The sequence below is a fragment of the Streptomyces sp. NPDC051776 genome (assembly GCF_040681345.1).
Classification (GTDB): domain Bacteria; phylum Actinomycetota; class Actinomycetes; order Streptomycetales; family Streptomycetaceae; genus Streptomyces.
In genome coordinates, this window is the sequence record NZ_JBFAYQ010000022.1 from 17668 (window position 1) to 31437 (window position 13770).

Sequence of the window (13770 nt, forward strand, 5' to 3'; positions counted from 1 at the left end):
GCGCCCCGTCCACCCCGTACCGGACCCGGAAGCCCCCGCCGCGGCGCCCGGTTCCCCCTCCCCGGATTCACCGGGCGGCTGATGGCTCCCGGGCTGCTGGTGCTCGCCGACCGTCTCCGTGCTGCCGTTCGCCGCCGTGGTGGCCATGAGCTTCGCGCGCGTCCATCTGCTCGGCGGACTGCGCCTCGACGACGTCGGCGTCACCAACTGGACCCGGCTGTTCACCGACCCCGACACCGCCTGGGCGTGGAAACGCACCGCCGTCCACTTCACGCTCACCGTGGGCGGCGAGATGGTGCTCGGCACGGCGCTGGCCATCTGCCTGTGGCGACTGCGCGGCGGCCGCAACGCGGCCCTGAGCCTGCTCCTCCTCCCGATGTTCGTGGCACCGGTCATCGTCGGCCTCCTCGGCCGCTTCCTCACCGACTCCACCTTCGGGCTCTACGCCTGGGCGCTGCGCCAACTCGGCTACCAGGGCGATGTGATGGCCGACGCCACCACGGCCTTCGCCGCCGTGACCCTGATGGACATCTGGGAGTGGACCCCGCTCGTCGCGCTGATCGCCCTGGCCGGACTCACCTCCGTACCCGCCGGGCTGCTCGAGGCGGCGGCGCTCGACGGCGCCGGGATGCTGCGGACGCTGCGCCACATCGTGCTGCCGTGCGTCGCGCCCGTACTGCTGGTGGCGCTGCTCATCCGCTCCATGGACGCGCTGCGCTACTTCGACATCATCTGGAACACCACCGGCGGCGGTCCTGCGAACGCGACCAGGACCGCGTCCGTCCAGCTCTACGAAACCGCCTTCCGCTTCTTCGACTTCGGCTACGCCGCCGTGACAGGCCTGCTGATGCTGGCCGTGACGACCGTCGTGGCCCGCTGGTTCGTGACTCTCCTCGACCGGAAGGGGCCGGCCGTATGACGTCCACCGCCTCGGGCGCGGCGCCGCTGCAGCGCGGCACCCGTGCCTCGCGCATCCTCGTCCGCGTCCTGGTCGCCGTCGCGCTGGTGTGGACGCTCGTTCCGCTCGGCTGGATGGCGCTGTCGTCCGTGAAGCCGACGGGCGAGGTCACGGCGCCGACGCCCGACGTATGGTTCGGCCCGACTCTGGACAACTACCGCAATCTCTTCAGCGGTTCCAACAACCTCTGGCCGTATCTGACCAACAGCGTGGTCGCCGCGGGGCTCTCCGCGCTGCTGGCGACCACCCTGGGCGCGCTCAGCGGCTACGGCCTGGCCCGCACCCCGATGCGGGGCAAACGCCATCTGTCGTTCTGGATCATCTCCACGCGCATGGCGCCCGCCGCGGCCGTCGTGCTGCCGATCTTCTTGATCTTCCGCTTCCTCGGCCTGATCGACACCCTGCCCGGGCTGGTGCTGGCCTATCTGAGCTTCAATCTGCCGTTCGCCATCTGGCTGCTGAACGCCTTCTTCGCCCAAGTGCCACCGTCCCTCGAGGAGTCGGCGCAGGTCGCCGGGTGCACGCGTTGGCAGGCGTTCCGCCATGTCGTGCTGCCGCTGACCCGCCCCGGGCTCGTCACCACCTTCGTTCTGTGCCTGGTCTTCTCCTGGAACGACTACGCCTTCGCGCTGGTGCTCAGCGGGCCGCACACCCAGACCCTGCCGCTCGCCGCCGGCCGGCTCGTCACACAGACCGGCATCGACTGGGGACAACTGACCGCCATCGGCACCGTCGTGGTGGTCCCGATGATGCTCGTCGGCCTTGCCGTACGCCGGTGGCTGGTCACCGGCCTGACCATGGGAGCCGTGACCGGAGAATGAGCGCCGACCGCACCTCCGCCGCCGGCCGGACGCCGATCGCCCGCACCTCCGCCGCCGGCCGGCCCGTCGACCACACCTCGGTGCGCGGCATCTCGGAGGGCAGCACTGCTGCCCGCCGTATGGCTTCCGCACCGGTCGCCCCGCTGCCCGCCCGCCGCCCCGACTTGATGCGTGCCGCGGTCCTCCGCGCACCCGGCGAACTCGTCGTGGAGGAGCGCCCGGTGCCGGAGCCGGGCCCCGGCCAGGTCCTCGTACGTATCGAGGCGGTCGGCATCTGCGGCTCCGACGTGCACTACTACGAGCACGGCAGGATCGGCGACTTCGTCGTCCGGGCCCCCATGGTGCTGGGCCACGAGCCGAGCGGCACGGTCGTCGCCCTCGGCCCCGGGGCGGCCCGCCACGAGCCCGGCGACCTCGTCTCGATCGAACCGGGCGTGCCCTGCGGGCGCTGCGCCCAGTGCCGCCGGGGCCGCTACAACCTCTGCCCCGGCGTCTCCTTCTACGCCACGCCGCCCGTGGACGGCGCACTGTGCGAATACGTCGCCGTCGACGAGGACTTCGCCCATCACGTACCGGCGTCGCTGAGCCCTGTGGCCGCCGCGCTGCTGGAGCCCCTGTCCGTCGGCGTCTGGGCCTGCCGTAAGGGCGCGGTCACCACCGGCTCCCGGGTACTGGTCACCGGCGCGGGGCCGATCGGCCTGGTCGCGGCGCAGACAGCACGAGCCCTGGGGGCCGCCGAGGTCGTCGTCACCGACATCGAACCCCACCGCCTGGAGGCCGCCCGCGGGCTCGGCGCCACCGCCACGTTCGACGCACGCAGGACGCGGCCGGCGGACAGCGGCTTCGAGCCGGACGTCCTCCTGGAGTGCTCGGGCGTACCCGCAGTCGTGGACGAGGCCGTACGGATCGTCGGACGCGCCGGGCACGCGGTGCTCGTCGGCATGGGCGGAGACTCCGTCCCGCTGCCGCTGGCCCATGTGCAAAACTTCGAGATCACAGTCACGGGCACCTTCCGGTACGCCAACACGTGGCCGACGGCCATCGCGCTCGCCGCGTCCGGTGAGGTGGAGCTCGACCGGCTGGCGACCCACCGCTACGGTCTGGAGGAGGCCGAGGAGGCGCTGACCGTGAGCGCCCGCGACCGGACCGCGATCAAGTCCCTCGTACGTCCGCAGCTCAACCGGCCGGACGCGGGCCGGGAGTAGGAAGGGGACCGCGTGCCCGCCAAGGCACGGCTGTCGCAGGCCGCAGTCGAGCAGCGGCGGCAGGCTGTCCTGCGGTACGTCGCCGAGCACGGCGAGACCCGCATCGACGACCTCGCCGCCCGGTTCGACGTCAGCCTGATGACGATGCACCGCGACCTCGACGACCTGGCCGGGCGGCATCTGCTGCGCAAGGAGCGCGGGCGCGCGGTCGCCTTCCCCGCCCTGACCATGGAGACGGCCACCCGCTTCCGCGAGGGCACCGGGGTCGTGGAGAAGAGGGCCCTGTGCGCCGCCGCCGCGCGCCGGATCGCCCCCGGGAGCACCGTGCTCATGGACGACTCGACCACCCTCTACCCACTGGCCGACGCCCTGGCCCGGCTCGGACGGCTCACCGTCGTCACCAACTCCATCGGCCTCGCCCAGCGCTTCGGGTCCTCGCCCGGGATGGACGTCACCCTCCTGGGCGGGCGCTACCACGGCGAGTTCAGCTCCTGCACGGGTCCCGAGGTCAGCCGCGGCCTGGCCCGGATCCACGCCGACGTCGCCCTGATGTCGGCCACCGCCGTCCTCGAGGGCCGTCTCTTCCATCCCCTCCGGGAGTACGCGGAGGTGAAGGAGGCCATGCTGGCGTCCGCGGACAGCGCCCTGCTCCTGGCGGACCACTCGAAGTTCGGCAAGACGGCCACCCACGCGTACGGCACGGTCGCCGCCTACGCGGCGGTCATCACGGACACCGGCACTTCGAAGGAGGAGACCGCGGCCATCCGCGCCCTTGGGGTCGCGGTGGAGGCCGTGGACCCGGGGGCGCCCTCGGCTTAGGCGGCTGACGCGGCCCGCGGAGTCGGCCGCGCCCGCCCAGGCGCACGTACGGCCGCACCGTCCCTCACGGAGCCGCGCCGCCCCCGCGGAGCTGCGCAAGCCCCCGGCCGGGCGCACGTACGGCCGCGCCGCCCCCGCGGAGGCGCGGAGGCCCCCGGCCGGGCGCACGTACGGCCGCGCCGCCCCCGCGGAGGCGCGGGGTCGTGGTGGCGACGGTCCGGGCGCCACCGTCCGGCCCACCTCGACCGTTCCGTTTCCGTGCCGTGCTGAGAGCATGGGAGGGATTCGACGAGATGGAGGGGCGCATGCCGGACACCGGCCCGACCAGACCGGAACAGATACCCGTCCCCACCCCGCGCCGGTCCCGTCCGGCGAGTTCCGCGCCCGACCGCCCGCTTCCCTCCTCGGGCCGTCGCGCCGGACTGCTCGTCACCCTCATCCTCGGCGGACTCACGGCCATGCCACCGCTGTCGATGGACATGTACCTCCCGGCGCTGCCGGAGGTCACCGAATCGCTGCACAGCCCCGCCGCGACCGTGCAGCTCACCCTCACCGCCTGCCTGGCGGGCATGGCGCTCGGCCAGCTCGTCGTCGGCCCGATGAGCGACCGCTGGGGCCGCCGCCGTCCCCTCGTCGCCGGCATGGTCCTCTACGTCGTCGCCACCGCCCTCTGTGCCTTCGCCCCCACCGCGGGGATGCTCATCGCCTTCCGTCTGGCGCAGGGCCTCGCGGGGGCGGCCGGGCTGGTCATCGCCCGCGCGATCGTGCGCGACCTGTACGACGGCGCGGCCATGGCCCGCTTCTTCTCCACGCTGATGCTGGTCTCCGGCGTCGCCCCGGTCGTCGCCCCGCTCATCGGCGGCCAAGTGCTGCGCATCACGGACTGGCGCGGCGTGTTCTACGTCCTCACCGGTGTCGGCGCCCTGCTGACCCTCGTCGCCGCCCGGTGGCTGGAGGAGACCCTGCCGCCGGAGCGGCGCCACAGCGGCGGGCTGGGCGCAACCCTCCGCACTGTCCGTGGGCTGCTGGCCGACCGGGTCTTCACCGGCTACATGCTCGCGGGCGGCTTCGCCTTCGCCGTGCTCTTCGCGTACATCTCCGCCTCGCCCTTCGTCGTCCAGGAGATCTACGGCGCCACCCCGCAGACCTACGGCCTGCTCTTCGGCCTCAACTCGATCGGGCTCGTCGGCGTCGGCCAGCTCAACGGAAAGGTGCTTGCCGGGCGGGTCAGCCTGGACAAGACCCTGGCGACCGGGCTCGCCCTCATCACGTCGGCGGCGGTCGCGCTGCTGCTGATGGCCTCCGGCGTCCTCGGCCCGGTCGGGCTCGCACCGATCGCCGCCGGGCTGTTCGTGCTGATGTCCGCCATGGGCCTGGTGCTGCCGAACACCAATGCGCTGGCCCTGACCCGTACGCCGCATGCCGCCGGTTCGGCCTCGGCGCTGCTGGGCACCACCGCCTTCCTCGTCGGCGCGATCGCCTCGCCGCTCGTCGGGGTCGCCGGTGAGCACACGGCCTGGCCGATGGCCCTGGTCCAACTGGTGTGTGCGCTGGCGGCCGTGGTCTGTTTCCTGGGACTGTGCCGCCCATGGGGCGCCAAGGACCACACGACCGGCTGACCGCCGGCGCACCGGTGCTGCGCGACGGGACCCCGGCGCAGGCCGGGCTCGACGCCGCCGAGCTGGATCTGCTCGTGCGCGACGTCCGGCGGCTGACCGAGGGCGAGGACCCCTGGTGCGCGGGGGCGGTGGTGTTCGCCGGGCGAGGCCCGGTCGTGGCCGTCCGCGAGGCGGCGGGCTGGGCCGTGCGGTACGCGGCGTACGACGCGAGGACCGGCCGCGGCGTCGAGCTGCCGGACCCCGGCGCGGCCGCGGACCGGGCAGCGGCCCCGCGGCAGGATGCAGCCGTGAACGCGAACGCGGACGGGGCCAAGGTGCCGATGCACACCGGCATCCGCTTCGACCTGGCCTCCCTGACCAAGCTCTTCACCGCGGTCGTCGCCGTCCAGCTGGTGGAGCGGGGCAGGCTGGGCCTGGACCGGCCCGCCGCCGCGTACGTCCCGGCCTTCGGTGCCGCGGGCAAGGCCGCCGTCACCGTCCGGCAGCTCCTCACGCACACCTCCGGTCTGCGGCCTGAACTGCCTTTCCACGAGCGGGAGGGCCGCGCGGACCGGCTCGCCCTGCTGTGGGAGGAACCGCTCGTCGTGGCTCCCGGCACGGGTTACCTCTACTCCGATCTGAACCTGATCGCCCTCCAGGCGGTCCTCGAGCAGCTGACCGGCCAGGGGCTGGACGTGCTCGTACGGGAGCAGGTCACGGGGCCGCTGGGCATGACGGCGACCGGCTTCGGACCCTTGGGCACCGTCGACGACGTGGCCGCCACCGAGGACCAGCGCCGCCCCTGGGCCAAGCTCGACCGCGGCATGCTGCGCGGTGAGGTGCACGACGAGAACGCGTACGCGCTCGGGGGAGTGGCCGGGCACGCCGGGCTCTTCTCCACGGCCGGTGATCTGGCCGTGCTCTGCCGGACGCTGCTCAACGGCGGCGTGTACGGAAGCGAGCGGATCCTCGCGGCGGAGTCCGTCGACGCGCTGCTCGGCCCGCCCGGGCTCGGCTTCGGGACCGACCAGCCTTGGTTCATAGGCGAGTTGGCCGGGCGGGGGGCTGCGGGGCACACCGGCTTCACGGGCACGAGCCTGGTTGTGGATCGGGTCACCGACACGTTCCTCATCCTGCTCGCCACCACCGTCCATCCCCGTCGCCGCCCCGCCGACAGCCGCCCCCGGGCCGCCGCCGCGACGCGGCTGGCGCGAGCGGTACGGGCGCCGGGGGCCGGGGAGGTCTGAGCCGGGGTGCCGGGTTGCCGGGTTGACGGGGTGCCGCTGAGCGTGCCCGCGCGGCCCGAGCAGCCCGGGGAGCACGGCTGCCGGGCAGACCTCGGCAGGGGCGGCACTAGACTCGGGCGCGTGCACTCCGCCCAGTCAGCCCGTCCGGGCACCGGAACACCGCCCGACCGGGCCGACGAGCTGCGGACCGCGCTCGCCCGGCTGCTCGACGGGCTGCCGCCGCGTCAGGCCGCGCAGGCCGTGGAGCGGCTGATGGCCGACTACCGGGGGGCCACCCCGACCGATGCGCCCGTGCTGCGCAACCGCTCCGACGTCACCGCCTACGCCGCGTACCGGATGCCCGCGACGTTCGAGGCCGCGACCGCCGCGCTCGCCGCCCTCCGCGACCGGCTGCCGGGCTGGGCCCCGGCGAGCCACGTGGACGTGGGAGGCGGCACGGGCGCCGCCGCTTGGGCGGTCGCGGAGGCGTGGCCGGAGCCGGAGGACCGGCCCACGACGGTGCTGGACTGGTCCGAGCCCGCGCTCGCCGTCGGCCGCGAACTCGCCGCGGACTCGGGCCCACCCGTGCTGCGCGCGGCCCGGTGGCACCGCACGGCGATCGGCGGCGGGCTCGCCCTGCCGAACGGCACGGACCTGGTGACGGTCTCGTATGTGCTGGGGGAGCTGGCCGAGGAGGCCCGCCGGACCCTTGTCGCGGAGGCGGCGCGCGTCGCGCGGGCCGTGGTGCTGGTCGAGCCCGGCACCCCGGACGGCTACGAGCGCGTCATCGCGGCGCGCGAGCGGCTGATCGCGGCGGGCCTGCGGGTCGTCGCCCCGTGTCCGCACAGTGCCGCCTGCCCCATCGAACCGGGCAAGGACTGGTGCCACTTCGCGGCCCGGGTCGGTCGCTCGTCCCTGCACCGGCAGGTCAAGCGGGGCTCGTTGCCGTACGAGGACGAGAAGTTCAGCTATGTGGCCGCGGTCCGCGACGCCGTGCCCGATGGACAGGCACGCGTGGTGCGCCGCCCCCAACTCCGCAAGGGCCAAGTCCTGCTGGACCTGTGCACGCAGGACGAGGGCCTGCGGCGTACGACGGTGACCAAGCGACATGGCCCGCTGTACCGGGCGGCGCGGGACACGGTGTGGGGCGGCACCTGGCCCTGAGGAGCGCCGGGAGCCGGTGCCTGCCCCCTGACCAGGTGTCCCTCTGAACCAGGTGTCCACCTCCCTGAATGCGGCGTGCCCACCGGGCCGCGGAACCCTCCGCTCCGGTGGCTGCGCAATCGGTTGCGCAGCGCGGTCGACGGCACTTACGATCACGGCCGGGCGCGGGGCGGCCGGTCACCGGCCGGGCCCTGACGCGCAGGCACGACGGCTTTCGCCCCGCTCTCGCACACCTGTGAGCACGTACGAGGAGCCGAGAAGGTGCCCAAGCCACCGAAGCCGTCCGGGGACCGGTCGGCCGGGCGGGGGGCCGCACCGCCCGTGGACACCGGCGGCACACCGGACGCGGCCCGCACGCCGGACACCGAACTCACCCGGCGCGTGCAGGCGGGCGCGCCCGTAGCGGGCCCGGCCATACGGGAACTCCGACGCCGTCACACGCCCGCCGTCCTCGCGTACGCCCGGCTCGCCACGCGGAGCGAGGAGGCCGCCGAGCAACTCGGCTCCCAGGCGTTCGCCCGTGCGGCGGCGGAGACGTGCCGGGGCGTCGACCCGGAGGGACCGTGGGGGCACCATCTGCTGCTGCTGGTACGGGACTTGGTGTCGGACTGGGTCGCCGACGGCCGCGAGACGAGGCTGGCCCCGGGACTGGCCGACTGGATCGAGCGGGAAGGGCGGAAATCTCACAACGGCCCGCCCACCGGCGCGTCACCGGCTCTGCGCGCCGCCTTCGACGGGCTGCCGCTCCGCACCCGCGGCCTGCTCTGGTACGGGGTGGTGGAGGAGGAACCGCCCGCCGAAGTCGCCCTTCTCCTCGGCGTGGTGGAGACGTCCGTACCGGAGGAGAGGTCCCAGGCGCTGGACGCCCTGCACCAGGCCTCTGCGCAGCGATACGCGGAGGATGCCCGTGACCCGGCCTGCCGGGGTTTCCAGCGCCTGATCGAGGCCGCGACCCGGGCGGATGGCGGGCAGCGCGACGAACACCTCGACGAACATCTCGCCGAGTGCCCGCACTGCGCGCGTGCGACCGAGGAACTGGAGAGGCTCGCGGCGGATCCTCGGGCGGCCATGGCCGATGCCCTGCTCGGGTGGGGCGGAGCGGAGTACGTGGCTGCGTGCCCGCCCCGCGGCTCCACCGGTTCCACGACCGCGACGCCGGACGTTCACGATGCGGCGGCCGCTCCGGCCATGGGTGCCGCACCCGTCTCCCGCCCGGGCGGCGGTGCCGCCGTGATAGAGCGGTGGGCCCTGCCGTTCATCCTCGTCGTCATGGCCGCGGTGGCGGTCAGCGCGGTGGTGCTGCTGACTCCCGATGCGGGGGAGCGCTCGGCGGAGGGCCTCGGCGACGCGGTGCCCCCGCCCGTCCCGGCCCCGCGGACGCCGACGGCGGCCACTTCGACGGCCACGACGAGCGGGCCGCCGGAAAAGGCCACGCCGTCGCGGACCCGGTCGCGAGCGACCGGAAAGCCCACGCCGACGCGCACGGCGCCGGAACGGCCCTCGGCGACGGCACCCGCCGTGCTGGGCGGCACGTTCACGCCGGTGGTGAACGCCGGTTCCGGGCTGTGCCTCGACGTCGAGTCCCCGGACTTCGAGAAGCGACCCGACGTCATCACCGTCCCGTGCAACGGATCGCCCTCGCAGCAGTGGCGCCTGGACGAGCAGGGGCTCGTCCATCTGCGGGCCGACCCGGACTTCTGCCTCGACTCACAGGGCAACACGCAGGAGAACACCGGCATCTGGCCCTGCAACCCGATCGAGGGGGACCAGCCGCAGAACCTGGTCTTCACCGCCGATCCATCGGGGACCGTACGGCCGTTGATCGCCCCGGACTTCGCGCTGACACCGCTCGACTCGGTGCCCGGCGCCAAGGTCGGACTCCGCCCGGTCGAGGCCGGGGACGCGCAGCGCTGGACGGCGGGGTCGCCACCGGCGGCGTAGCCACGGTGCCAGGCGAGGAGGGGCCGGGGGCGGGTGCGGGCGAACGGCCGGGCGAGGGATCCGCGTTGGGGCAACGCTCCACGGCCGGGCATGCGGCCGGTCATGATCGCCGCGCTCCGACGACGCAGGCCTGCACGACGAACACGGGTCGTGAAGGCCTGCGTCGCTCTCGCCGGTACTCACCTGCGGCATGCGCGGATGTGCCGGGCACCGGATACGGGGGAGCCGCCGCCCGCGATCCGGCGAACGGTTTCGCCGGATCGCGGGACCGCGGTAGCGCGTCACCCCCGCGATGGGTCATCGCCGCCATGGGTCATTGCCGTACGGCGCGTCGTCGCCGCAGGGCCGCGTCGCCGCGTCGCCGCGCATCGCACATCGCCGTGTGCACATCGCCGTGCGGCGCGGCGCTACGCCGGACGCAGCTCCGCCGTGCAGCACTTCACGCTGCCGCCGCCCTTGAGCAGCTCCGACAGGTCGATCCCGATCGGCTCGTAACCCCGCTCCCGCAGCGGTTCAAAGAGTCCCACGGCGCCCTGGGGCAGCAGCACGTGCAGGCCGTCGGAGACCGCGTTCAGACCGAGGGCCGCCGCGTCCGACTCCTCCGCGATGATGGCGTCGGGGAAGAGCCGGGCGAGGGCGGCGCGACTGCCCGGCGAGAAGGCGGCCGGGAAGTACATCACCTCGTCGCCGCCGAGCGCGCAGAGCGCCGTGTCGAGGTGGTAGTAGCGCGGGTCGACCAGATCGAGGCCGATCACCGGACGGCCGAAGAACTCCTGGGCCTCGGGATGGGAGAGCGGGCTGCTGCGGAAACCGCGCCCGGCCAGCAGCCAGGACTCGGTGACGGCGAAGTCGCCCTCGCCCTCGTTGATGTGCTCGGGCTCCCGGATCTCGGTGAAGCCGTGGGCGCGGTACCACTCGAGGTGGACCGCGGCCTCGTCGGCGCGCTGGGGATGTGCGAACTGCGCGCCGAGTACCCGCCCGTCGACGACGGTCGCGCCGTTCGCGGCGTAGACCATGTCCGGCAGGTCGGGCCGGGGTTCGAGTTCCTCGACGGTGTGGCCGAGAGCGCGATAGCGGTCGCGCAGGTCCTCCCACTGCGCGACGGCGAGAGCGAGATCCACCGGCTTCGACGGGTCCATCCAGGGGTTGATGGAGTAGGTGACCTTGAAGTGCGCGGGGGGGCACATCAAGTACCGGCGGGGAGTGAAGGTCGGGCGCAAGGAGACTCCTCACGGGTGTGGTGAAGCGCGGAGGCTGGCTGCCCGCGCGCTCACATGTTCCCCCCTCACGCCCGTTTCGTCACAGTGACTGTTCACATGATTCGCCGGTTCCGGGAAAACGTCAGGCGCCGGGCCGGTTCCCCCGGGTTTCCTCCGGGCCGCTCCGTCGCTCTCCGCCCCGGCTCTCCGCCCCGGCTCTCCGCCCCCTCACCACCGCCAACTTCCGCGGCAGCTCCCGTTTTCCGGCCGTCGGGTCCGCTCCGCCGCCCTGTCTGCGGTCGCCGCGGTCACTGCGGTCGCCGCGGTCGCCGCCGCGCAGCGCGGAGCGGGGGAGGTTGGCGTGGGTACCGTCGACGCCGAGCGGATGGCTCGTGCAGCCCCGGGTCATGAGGTCCTCCTCGGCTCCGCGGCGCTCATCGCGTCAGCGAGACAATTCGTCTCGTTGGCCACCAGGGGGCAGGTATCTGGTCCTCCTGTAAAGACGAAACGTCTCGCCTCGCGCTGGTAACTTCATGCCATGGCCCAGACCCGTACCCCCGACTCGGCCCGCCGCAGTGAGCGGTCCCGCCGCGCGATCCTCGACGCCTCCCTCGAACTCGTCGGAGAGGTCGGCTACCCCCGGCTGACCATCGAGGCCATCGCCGCCCGCGCAGGCGTCGGCAAGCAGACGATCTACCGCTGGTGGCCCTCCAAGGCCGCCGTTCTCCTCGATGCCTTCGTCGCCCTGGCCGAGGACTCCGCGGAGAGCGACTGCGAACTGCCGGACACCGGCGACCTCGAGGCGGACCTCAAATCCGTCCTGCGCGCCACGGTCGACGAGCTCAACGACCCCGCGTTCGATCTGCCGTACCGCGCGCTGGCCGCTGAGGGCGTCATCGACGCCGAACTCGGGGCCGAGTTCGTCTCACGGATCCTCGAACCGCAGCTCCAGCTCTACGTCGAGCGGCTGCGCGCCGCCCAGAAGGCCGGTCAGGTCGCGGACGGCATCGAACCGCGCATCGCCCTGGAACTGCTCGTCGGACCGCTCTCCCAGCGCTGGCTGCAGCGCACCATGCCGCTCACCCATGCCTACGCCGACACCGTCGTCGACTACGCCTTGCGCGGTATCGCCCCGCGCTGAGGCGCGCCCCGGACCGACGCGGCCGCGAGCAGGCCCGGAGCGTCCGTGATGATGCCATTGCAGCCGAGCCGCAGCGCGCGGTCGCGGTCGCGCGGGGTGTTCACCGTGTGCGCCCACACCCGGGGGATGCCCGCCGCGACCGCCCGCCGCAGATCCACGTCACGGGCCTGGTGGTCGACATCCAGCAGGTCGACGAAATCCCGCCATTCCGCGGGCCGGTCGTGCCGCATCTGGCGGGCCGAGCGCCAGAGCTGCGCCATGAGCCCCCTCCGGTGCGCCTCGCGGGCGACGGCCGGACGGTTGGTGTTCACGAACACGGAGTCCTCCAGCCCGCGCTCCTGGATCAGCCGGGCAAGTCCGGGCAGGCTGTCCGGGTCCTTGGCCTCCAGCATGAGCACCGTCCGTCCGCCGAACCGGTCCAGCACCTCGGCCGCCGTCGGCGGGCGCTCGGGCCGCCACCGCCCCGGCAGTCCCGCCGCCGGGCGCAGCCGCACCCGCCGCCACTCGCCGCGCGTGAGATTCCGCACCGGCCCGGCCCGGCCCGTCGTACGGTCCAGCGTGGCGTCGTGCATGACGACGACCGTGCCGTCCCGCAGGATGCGGGTGTCGAAGTCGAGGACCTGGACGACGCCGCTGCGCAGCGCGGCCGCGAGCCCGGACATGGAGTTCTCCGGTACCTCCAGGGCGCCACCGCGATGGGCGACGTAGACGACCCTGGGCAGACGGCCCGCGGAGATCCTGCGACCGGGGTCGACGGGGACGACGGGCCCCGCCAGGGAGATCGAAAGGACCCCCGCCAGCAGCGACCTTGTGAGCATGAAGACAACGCTAGGTCCGTATTTCCTGACATGCCTTGCATGAGGGGCCAGGTGGATGGCGCGTCCGGGCACCCCGGATGCGGACTCGGGCCACCCGAGGAGGAGGATGGTGGCAGCATTGATCGGACAACGGGTCGAAGTGAGGGGATACATGCAACGGCAGAGCAGGTTCTCCACATGGCTGCGCCGTCGTCCGAGGAGCGGGACGAGCGCGGGTACGGGCCCGGCAGACGCCCGTGAGGACCTGCTGCTGGCCGCCGCCGGCGCCGGATTCCCTCTCGCCCAGGCCGCTTATCCCGAGGGCTACGGCTGCTCCTGCGACCGTATCGGCTGTCCCACCCCGGGCCGCCACCCCGTCTCCTTCGCCTGGCAGACCCAGGCCTCCACCGATCCCGAGCAGGTCGCACGCTGGCTGCAGACCGAACCCGAGGCCAACTTCATCACCGCCACCGGCATCGACCACGACGTCCTCGACGTTCCGGCCGAGGCCGGGCTCAGCGCGCTCGCGCGGCTGGACTCCGAGGGCGTCGACGTGGGCCCGGTCGCGGTGAGCGGCGAGGGTCCGCAGGGCCGCGTGCTGTTCTTCACCGCCACCCGCGGCACCCCGGACGACGAGGACGAGTGGTGGCCGTGCGAGCTGGACTGCCACCCGGAGACGATGGACGAGCATCCGGGCCTGCGCTGGCACTGCCGCGGCAGCTATGTGCTCGTACCCCCGGCCCGGTTGCCGTCGAACGGTTCGGTGACCTGGCTGCGCGGCCCCGAACGGCCGCTGCCCGATCCGCTGACGCTGCTGGAGACGCTCACGGACGCGTGCGCCAAGTACGCCGACGAGGACGCGGGGCACGAATCAGCGGCATGGCCGCTGCGCCACTGAGCG

At 73.6% G+C, this 13770-nt stretch carries 13 protein-coding genes; 10 read left to right on the forward strand and 3 right to left on the reverse strand.

Annotation, left to right across the window (positions count from 1 at the left end):
* Window positions 1-118 precede the first annotated feature (118 nt).
* The 8 genes from AB0M26_RS18325 to AB0M26_RS18360 all read left to right on the forward strand — a co-directional run bounded on the left by AB0M26_RS18325 (window position 119) and on the right by AB0M26_RS18360 (window position 9732).
* Window positions 119-919: a sugar ABC transporter permease gene (locus AB0M26_RS18325; RefSeq protein ID WP_365261921.1), complete on the forward strand. Its 801-nt coding sequence runs from the start codon at window positions 119-121 to the stop codon at window positions 917-919.
* Window positions 916-1779, forward strand: a complete 864-nt coding sequence (locus AB0M26_RS18330) for a carbohydrate ABC transporter permease (protein WP_365261924.1) — start codon at window positions 916-918, stop codon at window positions 1777-1779. The genes AB0M26_RS18325 and AB0M26_RS18330 overlap by 4 nt, the downstream gene beginning before the upstream one ends.
* The gene (locus AB0M26_RS18335) at window positions 1776-2984 is read left to right on the forward strand and encodes an NAD(P)-dependent alcohol dehydrogenase (RefSeq protein WP_365261927.1); all 1209 of its coding nucleotides are present in this window, start codon (window positions 1776-1778) and stop codon (window positions 2982-2984) included. The genes AB0M26_RS18330 and AB0M26_RS18335 overlap by 4 nt, the downstream gene beginning before the upstream one ends.
* A gap of 12 nt (window positions 2985-2996) precedes the next feature.
* On the forward strand, window positions 2997-3803 hold the full coding sequence (locus tag AB0M26_RS18340; RefSeq protein ID WP_365261930.1) for a DeoR/GlpR family DNA-binding transcription regulator: 807 nt from the start codon (window positions 2997-2999) through the stop codon (window positions 3801-3803).
* A 305-nt stretch (window positions 3804-4108) separates the two neighbouring features.
* Window positions 4109-5422, forward strand: a complete 1314-nt coding sequence (locus tag AB0M26_RS18345) for a Bcr/CflA family multidrug efflux MFS transporter (protein WP_365261933.1) — start codon at window positions 4109-4111, stop codon at window positions 5420-5422.
* Entirely contained in the window at window positions 5392-6648 is a 1257-nt protein-coding gene (locus AB0M26_RS18350) for a serine hydrolase (protein ID WP_365261936.1), read from the forward strand. The genes AB0M26_RS18345 and AB0M26_RS18350 overlap by 31 nt, the downstream gene beginning before the upstream one ends.
* A gap of 120 nt (window positions 6649-6768) precedes the next feature.
* Window positions 6769-7791 carry a small ribosomal subunit Rsm22 family protein gene (locus tag AB0M26_RS18355; RefSeq protein WP_365261939.1) on the forward strand — a complete coding sequence of 341 codons (1023 nt, stop codon included), beginning with the start codon at window positions 6769-6771 and terminating at the stop codon, window positions 7789-7791.
* A 261-nt stretch (window positions 7792-8052) separates the two neighbouring features.
* On the forward strand, window positions 8053-9732 hold the full coding sequence (locus AB0M26_RS18360) for a ricin-type beta-trefoil lectin domain protein (protein WP_365261942.1): 1680 nt from the start codon (window positions 8053-8055) through the stop codon (window positions 9730-9732).
* Between the two features lie 407 nt (window positions 9733-10139).
* Here the strand turns inward: AB0M26_RS18360 and ddaH are convergent, their stop codons facing one another.
* Together ddaH and AB0M26_RS18370 are read right to left on the reverse strand one after the other, a co-directional pair.
* On the reverse strand, window positions 10140-10952 hold the full coding sequence (gene ddaH / locus AB0M26_RS18365; protein WP_365261945.1) for a dimethylargininase: 813 nt from the start codon (window positions 10950-10952) through the stop codon (window positions 10140-10142).
* Window positions 10953-11073: 121 nt separating this feature from the next.
* On the reverse strand, window positions 11074-11340 hold the full coding sequence (locus AB0M26_RS18370) for a hypothetical protein (RefSeq protein WP_365261947.1): 267 nt from the start codon (window positions 11338-11340) through the stop codon (window positions 11074-11076).
* Between the two features lie 129 nt (window positions 11341-11469).
* Between AB0M26_RS18370 and AB0M26_RS18375 the strand changes: the two genes are divergently transcribed.
* Window positions 11470-12072 carry a TetR/AcrR family transcriptional regulator gene (locus AB0M26_RS18375; RefSeq protein ID WP_365261950.1) on the forward strand — a complete coding sequence of 201 codons (603 nt, stop codon included), beginning with the start codon at window positions 11470-11472 and terminating at the stop codon, window positions 12070-12072.
* Here the strand turns inward: AB0M26_RS18375 and AB0M26_RS18380 are convergent.
* Window positions 12042-12890, reverse strand: coding sequence for a glycerophosphodiester phosphodiesterase family protein (locus tag AB0M26_RS18380; RefSeq protein WP_365261952.1), 849 nt, complete (start codon window positions 12888-12890; stop codon window positions 12042-12044). The two genes, AB0M26_RS18375 and AB0M26_RS18380, sit on opposite strands and share 31 nt — an antisense overlap.
* A gap of 151 nt (window positions 12891-13041) precedes the next feature.
* On the opposite strand from AB0M26_RS18380, the gene AB0M26_RS18385 reads away from it, so the two are divergent.
* Entirely contained in the window at window positions 13042-13767 is a 726-nt protein-coding gene (locus AB0M26_RS18385) for a bifunctional DNA primase/polymerase (RefSeq protein ID WP_365262120.1), read from the forward strand.
* The last annotated feature ends 3 nt before the right edge of the window (window positions 13768-13770 follow it).

Excerpts from the sequence above, each read along its gene's own strand:
- AB0M26_RS18370 (WP_365261947.1), bottom strand. The coding sequence starts at position 11,340 with ATGACCCGGGGCTGCACGAGCCATCCGCTCGGCGTCGACGGTACCCAC.
- AB0M26_RS18375 (WP_365261950.1), top strand. The coding sequence starts at position 11,470 with ATGGCCCAGACCCGTACCCCCGACTCGGCCCGCCGCAGTGAGCGGTCC.
- AB0M26_RS18345 (WP_365261933.1), top strand. The coding sequence starts at position 4,109 with ATGCCGGACACCGGCCCGACCAGACCGGAACAGATACCCGTCCCCACC.
- AB0M26_RS18380 (WP_365261952.1), bottom strand. The coding sequence starts at position 12,890 with ATGCTCACAAGGTCGCTGCTGGCGGGGGTCCTTTCGATCTCCCTGGCG.
- AB0M26_RS18385 (WP_365262120.1), top strand. The coding sequence starts at position 13,042 with ATGCAACGGCAGAGCAGGTTCTCCACATGGCTGCGCCGTCGTCCGAGG.
- AB0M26_RS18330 (WP_365261924.1), top strand. The coding sequence starts at position 916 with ATGACGTCCACCGCCTCGGGCGCGGCGCCGCTGCAGCGCGGCACCCGT.
- AB0M26_RS18335 (WP_365261927.1), top strand. The coding sequence starts at position 1,776 with ATGAGCGCCGACCGCACCTCCGCCGCCGGCCGGACGCCGATCGCCCGC.
- AB0M26_RS18350 (WP_365261936.1), top strand. The coding sequence starts at position 5,392 with ATGGGGCGCCAAGGACCACACGACCGGCTGACCGCCGGCGCACCGGTG.